This window comes from Mannheimia haemolytica (assembly GCA_900638155.1).
In the GTDB taxonomy this organism is placed as follows: Bacteria; Pseudomonadota; Gammaproteobacteria; order Enterobacterales; family Pasteurellaceae; genus Mannheimia; species Mannheimia glucosida.
This window is the reverse complement of sequence record LR134495.1, coordinates 2300877-2313381: the sequence shown is the minus strand read 5'-3', so window position 1 is coordinate 2313381 and position 12505 is coordinate 2300877. Positions and strand designations below refer to the sequence as shown.

Here is a 12505-nt window from a genome sequence, read left to right as displayed (position 1 = left end):
AGAAATAAAAATGCGATTTTCACGTTGAGCGAAAACCGCATACATTTAATTAGAGTTCTTCTTCACTAAATTCATCATCTGCATTGTCTGCATTTTCAGAATCTGGAGTAGCTGTAAAAGTCGGGTTTGAAATGAGTAGATTTCGAATATCTTGCTCAATTTTACTCGCCACTTCAGGGTGTTCTTTTAACCATTTAATCGCATTATTTTTACCCTGACCGATTTTCTCCCCTTCATAAGAGAACCAAGCGCCTGCTTTATTAATAAAGCCGTGAGATTCAGCCAATATGAGCAATTCATTCATACGGGCAATGCCTTCACCGTACATAATATCAAATTGCACTTCACGGAACGGTGGAGCAACCTTGTTTTTCACAATTTTCACTTTTGTTTCGCTACCGATAACCTCATCACCGTCTTTTACTACGCCTGAACGACGAATATCTAAACGTACTGAAGCATAGAATTTAAGGGCATTACCACCAGTTGTGGTTTCAGGGTTACCGAACATTACCCCAATTTTCATACGAATTTGGTTAATGAAAATCACCAAGCAGTTAGTTGCTTTGATATTTGCGGTTAATTTACGCAATGCTTGTGACATTAAACGAGCTTGTAAGCCCATATGGGAATCACCCATATCGCCTTCAATTTCTGCTTTTGGTGTAAGTGCCGCAACAGAGTCCACAATAATCACATCAACCGCACCGGAGCGAACTAACGCATCACAAATTTCTAAGGCTTGTTCGCCGTTATCCGGTTGCGAAATTAATAATCCATCTGTATCTACCCCTAACTTACGGGCATAAATAGGATCAAGTGCGTGTTCGGCATCAATAAAGGCACAAGTTTTACCATTTTTTTGGGCTTGAGCCACCACAGATAAAGTTAATGTGGTTTTACCTGAAGATTCCGGCCCATAAATTTCCACAATACGACCCATTGGTAAACCACCAATGCCTAATGCTGAGTCTAAACCAAGAGAACCGGTTGAAACTGCTTCAATATCAAGGGCTTGAGTATCGCCTAACTTCATAATTGAGCCTTTGCCAAATTGCTTTTCAATTTGAGCTAATGCGGCTGCCAACGCTTTTTCTTTTTGTTCCGGATCAACCTGTTTAACCGGCGTGTTCTTTTGACTTTTTTTCTCTGCCATATTCTATCCTTTGTAAACTTTTATCTAAAAGCAACCGCTTGTTGCTACAAAATAACTGTATATTATTATAGTATTTACTTATCCAGTTGCAAGCATTTTTTTAGGATTTTCGATCAAGATCACAAAAATAAATTTGCGAGCAAGACAACGCTCTTGATTCCTCAAAGGGATTGAGAGCATTAATCAGCATAATTTTTTCATATTGATGCAAATCTTGTTTGGTGATTTTGGTTAAAACAACTTTCCCCTCATCAAGCAATCTACTAAGTTGTGTGCCTTTGAGCAAATAATGTTGTGGGCTATACCAAATCCCTTGTTTTAGGAACAGTAAATTGCCGATGGAACAATCACTAACATAGCCGTTATTAAGAATAATCACCTCTTCATTTTGCAAAATAGGGAGCAAATCAAACCGCTTGCGGTCGCTAAATTTGAGGTGATAATCCCAATTTTCCACCTCAACCAAGCGAAAACGTTCTACTTTTTTGGGCGAATAAGCAAAAAATTTCAGCTCAAATTCTGTTGCGTTATAATCTATTCGACAACGTACTTTGCCCTGTTGATAAGCCTCTGGCATAACTAAAATATCAGCAAGCCTAAAACGAGGTTCACAACCGAAATATTCTTGTGTTGCTTTCTCAAAACGTTGCTGATGATACTGCAAGTTCTGAACTTGTCCGTCAATAATCGAAAGGGTTTCAAATAGTGGAAATCGGCACATAGACTTTCTCTAACATTTCATTATATTCATCAGCTAACACACTTTGTGAGGTAATGCCACCACCACTATGAAACACCAGCCCGTTTGAGGTTTGAGCAATGTAACGAATTGCCACCGCACTTTCTAAGCTCTCGCCATCAAAATAACCCAAAATACCGGTGTAGTAACCCCGTTTTCCTAATTCCGCTTGCTGAATAATCGAAACCGTTTTTTCTTTCGGTGCACCGCTAATGGAGCCGGCAGGCAGTAATTTTGCCAATATCGAACCGATATTTTCTTGCCAATTTTCAGCAAGTTCTCCGCAAATCTCAGAACTTGTCTGCAAAATTGCCCCTCGATGAGTTTCGACTTTTTCCACATAACGGTATTTCGTCACTTCAATATTTTTCGCCACTAACGCCAAGTCATTTCGGATCAAATCTACAATGGTATTATGCTCGGTGAACTCTTTTTCTGAAGCCATTAATTTCTGTTCGGCATTCTCCTCGCTTGCATTAATTGTGCCTTTCATCGGGTAGGAAAAAATGCGGTTATTTTTAATTCGCACAAAGCATTCAGGGGAAAAACAGACGAATCGGTCTTGCAAATAACATTTATATTTTGCTTTGCTAGCCGCAAAAATTTCCGCCAATGAATAATTGGTTTCAATCGCAGTCGGGTAGCTTAAATTCAGCAAGTAGCTATTGCCGGCTTGAATTTCCTTTTTCACTAGTTCAAACCCGGTTTGGTATTTGCTAAACGGAATCGGATTTGCCGAAAATTCAAAAGCTTTAGTCGGTTTTCCAAGTGTTTTTTCGAGATTCGATTTGCAAAAAAACTCAAAAAAAAGACCGCTTGCGTGAGCCTGTTCCAACGGAAAAAGGAGCGGTTTTTGCTGTTCAAAATCAATTAAGAAGAAAAAAGGGCGTTTGGTTTGCCCGTAGTGATTGGCTTGGTGGATAAAATCTTGCATAGAAAACACAATGGCTGAAATTGGCTGAATCATCAAAAGCTCTGTTATAATGCAAAGCAATAGATTTGAAAAGCATTTTTTAAAAAAGGTTTTACCGATGAACAACGCCATTTATTTTCAAGAAATTGGGATCTACATCGCTCTTGCCGTTTGTGTGCTGGTAGGCGTTTATCTCTTTTTCTTGAAATCCCGTTATCAGCGAGATGCCTATGAGTTAAGCCAAGATCTTGACAAAATCACCGCAAATTTTGAACAAATTCAGCAAAAATATGAGGTGTTGGCTCAAGAAAAAAATCAGCTTGAGCAGTGGGCAATTCAGCAACAGACTAAATATGAAGCAGTAAGTGAACGTTTGAGCGAGCGAGACGGACAACTACAACGATTTCTGCAAAAAATTGAACTTGCCGAACAGCAAGAAAATCAGCTGGAACGCTATATTAATGAGCTAAAAGAGAGAGTGGGTTCTTCCCAAGCAAAGGCAGAAAGTTTGGAAGAACAGCTACAATTTAGCCAAAGTTCACTCTCGACCAAAGAGCGGGAAAATCAAGCGTTATTTAGCCGTTTAAACGAGGTACAAAACGAGCTGACCGAACTGCGTACTACGCTGTCGGAAAAACAGGCAAATTTTGAAGCACAACAACGTAATTTTATTGAAGTAAAACAACAGCTTAATGTGGAATTTCAACATTTAGCACAACAAATTCTAGATGAAAAAAGCAAGCGTTTTAGTGAAACAAACCAAAGCTCGTTAGAAGCACTACTGAAACCGTTCAAAGAGCAAATTGAAGGCTTTCAAAAACGGGTGAATGAGGTGCATAGTGAGTCGCTCAAAGGCTCGGCGAATTTAGAAGCTGAAATTAAGCGGGTGCTACAAATTGGCGTTTCAATGTCGGAAGAGGCACAAAATCTGGCAACGGCATTAAAAGGCAATAATAAAATTGCCGGCAACTGGGGCGAAGTACAGCTTGAAAGTGCCTTGCAATCTGCCGGTTTACTCGCAGGCGAGCATTACCAAGCTCAAGAGAGTTTTCGTGATGAAGAGGGGCGACGTTTTGCCCCTGATTTTGTGGTGCATTTGCCGGATCAAAAACATCTGATTATTGACAGTAAAGTCTCGTTAGTAGCTTATGATCAAGCGGTCAGATCAGAGGAAAATTTTGCAATTTCACAGGCATTAGACGAACATTGCCGTTCGCTACGCAATCACATTGAGGGGTTATCTAAGAAGAACTACAGTGCATTATTAGGCATTAAAAGCCCTGATTTTGTGCTGATGTTTATTCCTATTGAGCCGGCTTATATTGAGGCGATGAAGCACGATCCGCAATTGTTTAACTTTGGCTATGAACGCAATGTGATTTTAGTTTCTCACACCACCTTAATGCCGATTTTACGCACGGTCGCTAATTTATGGCGGATTGAACGAGGCAACAGCGAGGCGCGTGAAATTAGCGAAAAAGCCGGCGAAATTTACAACCAAGTGTGTGCAGTTGCCGATCGGTTAGCTAAATTAGGTAACACGCTAAATACCGCAAATAATCAATACAATCAAACCGTTACCTCGTTAGTTGGGCGACAAGGCTTACTAGGCAAAGTGGAACGATTCCAACATCTTTCAAGCAAAGCAAGCCAAATTGTGCCGCAGGTTGAGCTAATTGAAAACGAGGTGGATACTATTAAATTGGAAATAGTATCGAGAGAATTATTGGAAGAATAGTCAAATCTCTTTATTCCCTACAAAAATATGGGGTGATTTGAAATACTAAAGAAAATAATAAAATGCTAAAAAAACTATTAATCATCGACAACCACGACTCTTTTACCTTCAACTTGGTGGATTTACTCCGTAAGCTTGATGTGCCGGCGAAAGTGGGGCTGGTTGAAGAGCTTGACCTCAATGAGGTGGAGCATTTTAGCCATATTTTGATTTCGCCCGGCCCTGATGTGCCGAGAGCCTATCCACAAACCTTTGCGATGTTGGAGCGTTATCATCAAACTAAATCGATTCTAGGGGTTTGCTTGGGGCATCAAACGATTTGCGAGTTTTTCGGCGGTAAGTTATATAACTTAAACGATGTTAGACACGGGCAGCAACGCACACTCACTCAAATTGAGCCGAACCCCATATTTAAAGGCTTACCTAAGCAGTTGAAAGTTGGGCTGTATCACTCTTGGGGCATTTTGCAAAATTCGTTGCAAAATACACCGCTTGTACCGACCGCCATTTGCGATCAAAATGTGTTAATGGCGTTTAAACATCAAGATTTGCCGATTTTTGGCGTGCAGTTTCACCCGGAATCTTTTATCACTGAATTTGGTCAGCAAATGTTGGCAAATTGGCTTGAGATTAAACAAGATTTTTAGCGTGAAATCCGCTATAATCCGTCAGTTATTTACCCTTTTAAAATCTATAGAGGCGAAAAATTTTTCGCCCCCTTAATATGCAAGAGATAATTTAAATGAAAGATTCGATTATCAATAAATTAGAAAGTTTAAGCGAACGCCACGAAGAGTTACAGGCGTTACTTGGCGATGCCTCAATTATTTCCGATCAAGACAAATTCCGAGCTTATTCCAAAGAATATTCGCAACTAGAAGAAGTGGTTGGCACCTTTAACCGCTGGAAAAAGCTGAACAACGATATTGAAGAGGCTCAATTATTGCTCGATGATCCTGATATGAAGGATATGGCAGCGGAAGAAATTGCGGAAAACAAAGCCGAAATTGAAAACCTCGAGCAACATTTACAAATTTTACTATTACCGAAAGATCCGAATGATGAATACAACGCATTCCTTGAAATCCGTGCCGGTACGGGCGGTGACGAGGCAGGTATTTTTGCCGGCGATTTATACCGTATGTACAGCCGTTACTGCGAAAGCAAACGCTGGCGGATTGAAGAGCTTTCGGCAAATGAGAGCGAACAAGGCGGATACAAAGAGATCATTGTGAAAATTTCAGGCGAAGGCGTTTACGGCCAGCTTAAATTTGAATCGGGCGGACACCGTGTACAACGTGTGCCGAAAACCGAATCACAAGGGCGTATTCACACCTCTGCTTGCACTGTGGCAGTAATGCCGGAGTTGCCGGAAAGTGAAATGCCGGAAATCAATCCGTCTGATTTGCGAATTGACACTTACCGCTCATCGGGTGCAGGCGGTCAGCACGTTAATACCACCGACTCTGCGGTGCGAATTACCCACATTCCAACAGGGATTGTCGTTGAATGCCAAGACGAGCGTTCACAACACAAAAACAAAGCCAAAGCGTTGGCAGTATTGGCTTCTCGTATTGTGCAGGTAGAAAAAGAGAAACAGGCACAGGAGCAGGCCGATACTCGCCGTAACTTACTCGGTTCGGGCGACCGTTCGGATAAGATTCGCACCTACAACTACCCGCAAGGACGTGTGACCGACCACCGTATTAACCTCACGGTTTATCGTTTAGATGAAGTAATGAACGGCAAAATTGATGAATTGATCCAACCGATTATCACTGAATATCAAGCGGATCAGTTAGCGGCGTTGTCGGATCAGCCTTAATATAATTGGGCGTATGACATACGTCCCTACTACTTATGAATTATCAACAATGGCTAACACTTGCCGAGCAGACTCTCCTTGAAAATGCCGAGCAAGACCCGTTTTTAAACGCCAAATTCGATGCTAATTTGTTGCTGCAAGCAGTCACAAAACGCTCAAAATCGGCCATTTTTGCTTTTTCCGAAACAGTACTTTCTGAACGTGAACTTGTGGAATTAGCGGAAAAATTAGCTCGACGTGCCAAAGGTGAACCTATGGCATATATTTTAGGCTATCGGGAATTTTGGTCGTTGCCGTTAAAGGTTTCGCCAGCAACGCTGATTCCCCGCCCCGATACCGAGAGGGTGGTTGAATTGGCGTTGGAATATGCCTACAAGCGGTTAGAAAATCAAAAAATGTTGCAAATTCTGGATCTCGGCACCGGCACGGGAGCGATTGCATTGGCACTGGCGAGTGAATTAGGTGAGAAAGCCCAAATTATCGGAGTCGATTTCCAAAATGAAGCGGTACAACTGGCAGAACAAAATTGCCAACACTTGGGCTTAAATCAGGTTACATTTTTACAAAGCGATTGGTTCAGCTCACTGGCAAATCAACAATTTGATTTAATTGTCTCAAATCCGCCTTATATTGATGAATCGGACGAAAATTTGACGGTGGGAGACGTACGTTTTGAACCCTTAACCGCCTTAGTTGCCGATAATAAAGGGTTGAGCGATTTGCAAAAAATCATCGAAAATGCACCGCTTTACTTAAAGCCGCAAGGAGCGTTAATGCTAGAACACGGCTGGCAACAGGGGAATGCAGTTCGAGATTTATTTGATTTGCGTTTATGGGAACAGGTGGAAACTGCTCAAGACTATGCCGGCAATGACAGAGTGACCAAAGCGATTTTAAAATAAGGCAGAAAATGGACGATATTATTGAAGAATTGTTAAAAGAGTTGGAAGATCCAAAACCAATCATAAGCGAAACCGAGCTGAAAAAGTTTCTTTACCGTGAAATTTTAAGATTAACTACGCTAATTGATAACAATGTAAGCGAGCAGCAAGTGTTTGGGCAGATGTCAGCATTGGTGAAAAAAGCTCGCTATAATGTGAATGGCGAAGGCGATGAAGAGCGAATTAACCAATTACTTCATTTAGTCTATCAAGACTGGGGCTTTCATTGCTACTATGAAGACTATTTCCACACCGAAAATTTGTTGCTAAATCAAGTAATTCGCAAACGGCGTGGAATGCCGGTTTCACTCGGGGCGGTGGTGCTTTATTTAGCGGCGGTATTGGATTTACCGCTTTACCCAGTCAATTTCCCGACTCAGCTTGTGCTACGGGCTGAAATACGCCAGCCGAACGGTGCAACCAAAGTGCGTTTTATCAACCCGTGGAACGGTGAATTTCTCACTATCGAAATGCTGAATAAATGGCTCGAAGGTGAAATGGGCTTTGGCGTAGAAGTTACCCCTGATTTATTAAGACGGGCAGAACCACAAGAGCTGCTGGAAAGAGTCGAAACCGTATTTAAAATGGCACTCACCCGTGAAGGCAAATATGAAGAAACCTTACGTTTGATTGAATACCGTTTGGCATTTAGCCCGGAAGATCCGTATGAAATACGAGACAGAGGTATGGTGCTGGCAAGTATGGATTGCTACCAAGCAGCGTTAGAGGATATTAATTATTTCATCGACCAATGCCCTGAAGATCCTTCCGCTGAAATTTTGAAAATGGAAGTGAAAGGACTACAACAAAAAAGCCAAGAAAGTTTGGTGCATTAAGATAACAGCCCCAAAGGGGCTGGGCTATGATTAACCTAGTACGGCTCTGCCGTGCTAGGTAGAAAATAAGAAAACAAGGACTCCCTATGACAGATAAAATTGTAAAAGTTGGCAATATTGAAGTGGCGAATCACAAGCCGTTTACCCTCTTTGGTGGTATGAACGTGCTGGAAAGCCGCGATATGGCACTGAGAGTGTGTGAGCAATATGTTGAAGTCACGCAAAAACTAAATGTGCCTTATGTGTTCAAAGCCTCATTTGACAAAGCAAACCGTTCTTCAATCCACTCTTATCGTGGGCCGGGAATGGAAGAAGGTTTAAAGATTTTCCAAGAATTAAAACAAACCTTTGGCGTGAATATCATTACCGATGTACACGAAATTTATCAGTGTAAGCCTGTAGCAGAAGTAGTTGATGTGATTCAACTTCCTGCTTTTTTAGCTCGCCAAACCGATTTAGTGGAAGCAATGGCTCGTACCGGTGCGGTTATTAATGTCAAAAAACCACAATTTTTAAGCCCTGGGCAAATGGGGAATATCGTAGAAAAGATTGCTGAATGTGGCAATGATAAAGTGATTTTGTGCGACCGTGGCACAAACTTTGGCTATGATAACCTAGTTGTAGATATGCTTGGTTTCGGCATTATGAAAAAGGTGTCAAAAGGCTGTCCGGTGATTTTTGATGTGACTCACTCACTACAATGCCGTGATCCATTCGGTGCAGCTTCCGGTGGTCGTCGAGATCAAGTAACCGAACTGGCACGTTCCGGTATGGCGATTGGCTTAGCCGGCTTGTTCTTAGAAGCTCACCCGGATCCAAATTCGGCAAAATGTGATGGTCCATCAGCATTACCACTATCAAAATTAGAAGCCTTTGTTTCACAGATGAAAGCGATTGATGAGTTGGTTAAGAGCTTTGAAGAAATTGATACTTCCAAATAAACTTTCTCCGCATTAAATCCTTTCCTACTTTCTTTGCTTCGCCAAAGAAAGTAGGCAAAGAAAGGCGCCCCTACTTCGCTACTTTTCTTCGCTTAGTGTGAATGGGCTTAACGAAAAATTTACATTCGCTTCGCTCAGAGTAAATTTTCCTACCCATTCAAACACGCTCAGGTAGCTCAGAAGGGATGTAAGAAACGTAAAAAGACAGAATAGGAGAAAATAATGTTAAATATTGTTTTTCTTGACCGCACCGGCATTCCTGCCACTCACGAGATTCCTCGCCCGAATTTTCCACATACTTGGACAGAATATGCCACCACCTCTGCCGATCAAACTTTTGAGCGAGTAAAAGAGGCGGATATTATCATCACCAGCAAAGTGCTGCTCCAACGTGATTTACTGACTAAGTTGCCAAAGTTGAAATTAATTGCGATCACAGCAACCGGCACGAACAATGTGGACTTAGCGGCAGCAAAAGAGTTAGGGATTGCAGTTAAAAATGTAACTGGCTATTCCACCATCACCGTGCCGGAACACGTCATTGGTATGATTTACTCCTTGAAACACCGTTTAGCCGATTACCATCGTGATTTAATCACATCGGATCGCTGGGCAACCTGCGGGCAATTTTGCTATGTAGATTACCCGATTCACGATGTACGAGGCTCAACCTTAGGCATTTTCGGTAAAGGGAACATCGGGGCTGAAGTGGCAAGGCTGGCACAAGCGGTCGGAATGCAGGTTATTTTTGCAGAACATCAAGGGGCAACTGAAATTCGAGCAGGCTACACCGCCTTTGAAGAGGTATTCAAGCAAGCAGATATTATTTCGCTACACTGCCCTTTAACCGAGCAGACCCAAAACCTGATTAATGCAGAAACCTTAGCCTTAATGAAGCCGACTGCTTATATTATCAATACGGGTCGAGGCCCACTGATTGATGAACAGGCATTGCTTGAGGCATTAGAGCAAGGCAAGATTGCCGGAGCAGCATTAGATGTTTTAGTGAAAGAGCCGCCTGAAAAAGACAACCCTTTAATGTTAGCGGCAAAACGTTTACCGAATTTACTGATTACCCCACACGTTGCGTGGGCAAGCGATTCTGCGGTTACAACGCTAGTGAACAAAGTAACACAAAATATGGAAGAGTTTGTGGCAACAGGTAAATAATTTGTAGATACCATAAGATATTGTTTAGATTTCAATTTACCGTTTCGAACAATCCTCTCCCCTTGTGGGAGAGGAACGATTTTTCTTCATTCAGAAGAAAAATCAGGGAGAGGGAACAAGCGGGTATTTTTCATCAGAATTTTGCAAATACCCCCTCTCTCTGAAAAATATTTCTGAACGAAATATTTTTCGGTCTCTCTCCCACAAGGGGAGAGAGTGCTAAACTCCGTAGGGACGGACAGATATATCCACCCGTAGTATCTATTATTTTTAAAAGAAACAGATGAATTTAACCCCTTTTTTTATTGCCTTTCGCTATTTTAGATCGAAAAGTGCTGACCGTTTCGGGCGGTTAGTCACCAATCTTGCCAGCCTTGGCATTGTACTGGGCGTAATGGCATTGGTGATTGTGCTGTCGGTTATGAACGGTTTAGAAAATATGCAGAAAACCAATCTGCTATCCACCTTGCCTCACGCTATCATCACCCCTCAAGAGGGGCATTTTGCCAAAGGTGAAAAACTGGCTCTACCAGAATTTGCCAAGCAAAGTGTGGTGATTAACCGTGCGAATGTGATTATCCAAAGTTCACAAGGCATTAACGCCGGTCAGTTAATCGGCGTGGAAAATGCCACAGACGATCCGTTGTTAGTGGCGGAAAATATCCCAGCATTACTACCTAGTGGTGAATTTAAGGTAGTAATTGGCTCTCGCTTGGCAAATAAATTGAATGTAACCATTGGCGATAAGCTTCGCTTAATGATCACTGAAAACAGCCAATATACGCCACTGGGTCGAGTGCCGGTGCAACGTTTGTTTGAAATTTCGGGCGTGTATCAATCTAATCGGGAAGCGAGCGAATTTACCCTCTTTGCCAATTTAGCCGATGTCGGGCGTTTGCTCCGTATCAGTGAAGATCAAGTACAAGGCGTGCGTTTATATTTGCAAGATCCGTTCCAAGTTACCGAACTTAGCCAATATTTCGATGCAGAACGCTACCAAATCAGTGATTGGCGGGAGCAAAAAGGTGAATTTTTCCAAGCGGTAAAAATGGAAAAAAATATGATGGGTTTACTTATTAGCCTAATTATTGTGGTGGCAATTTCCAATATTGTGACTTCACTCAGTTTGATGGTGGTGGACAAACAGGGCGAAATTGCGATTTTACAAACTCAAGGCTTAACCAAAAAACAAGTGATGCAGATTTTTGTGTTCCAAGGGGCGATTGTCGGGGTAATTGGCTCGATTATTGGTGGTTTGCTTGGAGTGCTGATTGCCTACAATTTAGATCAGATTATCCTGTTATTAAATCCGAGCATACAGCTGCCAACCCTAATTTCAGGCACGCAAATTGCGGTTATTGTTGGGGTGTCGATGTTGCTTTCACTCCTTTGCACGCTTTACCCGGCATACCGAGCCTCAAAAATTGAGCCGGCACAGGCATTGAGATATGAATAATTACGAGATATTTAATATGCAAAACGTTATCAAACTATTAGAAAGCGATGATTTTCTTATTAGTATTATTTCAACAATTATTGGAGTTCTTTTAACTTTTTTATTAGACAAATCTAAAACAACAACATCAAACTCGGTTGTTAATAATACATCTATATCTATCAATTATTATATAGACAATAAAATCATCAATAAACCATATGATGGTTTATTAGGTGTTTTTATTTTTATATTTTTTATTTTCTATTTATTTAACCCTAATTATGTACATTTTTTGTTTAACGTATTAAATAAGATCATAATATTTCTATGCATTGGATGCTTATTGTATAGAGTCCATAAGAGAGAATATGATTATAGCTGGATCGCTGTTATATTTATTCATCTGATTTTTTATTTTATATTGGATTTTGCATTTGATTTAATTAGTAAAAATAATTCTTTTACTAGTATAAGCAATTATCTGAATAAAAAAGGTATTTTAGAATTTTTATCTAATTACTATAGAAGCCCTAACTTAATAATATGGATAACTATATACATATCTGGTGTTTTACTTCTTATGTTAGTTTTAAAAGAAGTTGTCGCGTCAATGTTATTGCTATCAGTAAATAAGTTCTTTAATAAAAAGAGAGTTATCTGGGGATTTAAAAAAGTTTCTATAACTTTATTACTTATCTTTATTTCATATTTATGTATATCTGGAGAGTTATATAAATTAATAATAGAGTCTGGTCCCAAAGAGATTCAAAATTTGCTAAATTATATTTTATATGGCCAAAGAGGTTAA

At 40.8% G+C, this 12505-nt stretch carries 12 protein-coding genes; 9 read left to right on the top strand and 3 right to left on the bottom strand.

Features of this window, described 5'->3' with window-relative positions; genetic code table 11:
• Positions 1 to 49: 49 nt before the first annotated feature.
• From recA to EL242_RS11250, 3 genes are all read right to left on the bottom strand, one after another.
• Positions 50 to 1156, bottom strand: coding sequence for a recombinase RecA (gene recA / locus EL242_RS11260; protein ID WP_126302657.1), 1107 nt, complete (start codon positions 1154 to 1156; stop codon positions 50 to 52).
• Between the two features lie 100 nt (positions 1157 to 1256).
• Positions 1257 to 1877, bottom strand: coding sequence for an aminotransferase class IV family protein (locus EL242_RS11255; protein ID WP_126302656.1), 621 nt, complete (start codon positions 1875 to 1877; stop codon positions 1257 to 1259).
• On the bottom strand, positions 1855 to 2829 hold the full coding sequence (locus EL242_RS11250; protein ID WP_126302763.1) for an aminodeoxychorismate synthase component I: 975 nt from the start codon (positions 2827 to 2829) through the stop codon (positions 1855 to 1857). Before EL242_RS11250 ends, EL242_RS11255 begins: the two co-directional genes overlap by 23 nt.
• Positions 2830 to 2926: 97 nt before the next feature.
• On the opposite strand from EL242_RS11250, the gene rmuC reads away from it, so the two are divergent.
• The 9 genes from rmuC to EL242_RS11205 all read left to right on the top strand — a co-directional run bounded on the left by rmuC (position 2927) and on the right by EL242_RS11205 (position 12505).
• Entirely contained in the window at positions 2927 to 4546 is a 1620-nt protein-coding gene (gene rmuC / locus EL242_RS11245; RefSeq protein ID WP_126302655.1) for a DNA recombination protein RmuC, read from the top strand.
• A 62-nt stretch (positions 4547 to 4608) separates the two neighbouring features.
• The gene (locus tag EL242_RS11240) at positions 4609 to 5193 is read left to right on the top strand and encodes an anthranilate synthase component II (protein WP_126302654.1); all 585 of its coding nucleotides are present in this window, start codon (positions 4609 to 4611) and stop codon (positions 5191 to 5193) included.
• A 95-nt stretch (positions 5194 to 5288) separates the two neighbouring features.
• Positions 5289 to 6371: a peptide chain release factor 1 gene (gene prfA, locus EL242_RS11235; RefSeq protein WP_126302653.1), complete on the top strand. Its 1083-nt coding sequence runs from the start codon at positions 5289 to 5291 to the stop codon at positions 6369 to 6371.
• A gap of 35 nt (positions 6372 to 6406) precedes the next feature.
• A complete protein-coding gene (prmC, locus tag EL242_RS11230) occupies positions 6407 to 7273 on the top strand; it encodes a peptide chain release factor N(5)-glutamine methyltransferase (protein WP_126302652.1) in 867 nt (288 codons plus the stop codon).
• An 8-nt stretch (positions 7274 to 7281) separates the two neighbouring features.
• A complete protein-coding gene (locus EL242_RS11225) occupies positions 7282 to 8148 on the top strand; it encodes a SirB1 family protein (protein ID WP_126302651.1) in 867 nt (288 codons plus the stop codon).
• Between the two features lie 86 nt (positions 8149 to 8234).
• The gene (gene kdsA, locus EL242_RS11220; RefSeq protein WP_126302650.1) at positions 8235 to 9089 is read left to right on the top strand and encodes a 3-deoxy-8-phosphooctulonate synthase; all 855 of its coding nucleotides are present in this window, start codon (positions 8235 to 8237) and stop codon (positions 9087 to 9089) included.
• A 222-nt stretch (positions 9090 to 9311) separates the two neighbouring features.
• Positions 9312 to 10259 (top strand): 2-hydroxyacid dehydrogenase, encoded by a 948-nt coding sequence (locus EL242_RS11215; RefSeq protein ID WP_126302649.1) that lies wholly within the window; start codon positions 9312 to 9314, stop codon positions 10257 to 10259.
• A 283-nt stretch (positions 10260 to 10542) separates the two neighbouring features.
• A complete protein-coding gene (locus EL242_RS11210; protein ID WP_126302648.1) occupies positions 10543 to 11715 on the top strand; it encodes a lipoprotein-releasing ABC transporter permease subunit in 1173 nt (390 codons plus the stop codon).
• Between the two features lie 16 nt (positions 11716 to 11731).
• Entirely contained in the window at positions 11732 to 12505 is a 774-nt protein-coding gene (locus tag EL242_RS11205; protein ID WP_126302647.1) for a hypothetical protein, read from the top strand.

Excerpts from the sequence above, each read along its gene's own strand:
- recA (WP_126302657.1), bottom strand. The coding sequence starts at position 1,156 with ATGGCAGAGAAAAAAAGTCAAAAGAACACGCCGGTTAAACAGGTTGAT.
- EL242_RS11255 (WP_126302656.1), bottom strand. The coding sequence starts at position 1,877 with ATGTGCCGATTTCCACTATTTGAAACCCTTTCGATTATTGACGGACAA.
- EL242_RS11250 (WP_126302763.1), bottom strand. The coding sequence starts at position 2,829 with ATGCAAGATTTTATCCACCAAGCCAATCACTACGGGCAAACCAAACGC.
- rmuC (WP_126302655.1), top strand. The coding sequence starts at position 2,927 with ATGAACAACGCCATTTATTTTCAAGAAATTGGGATCTACATCGCTCTT.
- EL242_RS11240 (WP_126302654.1), top strand. The coding sequence starts at position 4,609 with ATGCTAAAAAAACTATTAATCATCGACAACCACGACTCTTTTACCTTC.
- prfA (WP_126302653.1), top strand. The coding sequence starts at position 5,289 with ATGAAAGATTCGATTATCAATAAATTAGAAAGTTTAAGCGAACGCCAC.
- prmC (WP_126302652.1), top strand. The coding sequence starts at position 6,407 with ATGAATTATCAACAATGGCTAACACTTGCCGAGCAGACTCTCCTTGAA.
- EL242_RS11225 (WP_126302651.1), top strand. The coding sequence starts at position 7,282 with ATGGACGATATTATTGAAGAATTGTTAAAAGAGTTGGAAGATCCAAAA.
- kdsA (WP_126302650.1), top strand. The coding sequence starts at position 8,235 with ATGACAGATAAAATTGTAAAAGTTGGCAATATTGAAGTGGCGAATCAC.
- EL242_RS11215 (WP_126302649.1), top strand. The coding sequence starts at position 9,312 with ATGTTAAATATTGTTTTTCTTGACCGCACCGGCATTCCTGCCACTCAC.
- EL242_RS11210 (WP_126302648.1), top strand. The coding sequence starts at position 10,543 with ATGAATTTAACCCCTTTTTTTATTGCCTTTCGCTATTTTAGATCGAAA.
- EL242_RS11205 (WP_126302647.1), top strand. The coding sequence starts at position 11,732 with ATGCAAAACGTTATCAAACTATTAGAAAGCGATGATTTTCTTATTAGT.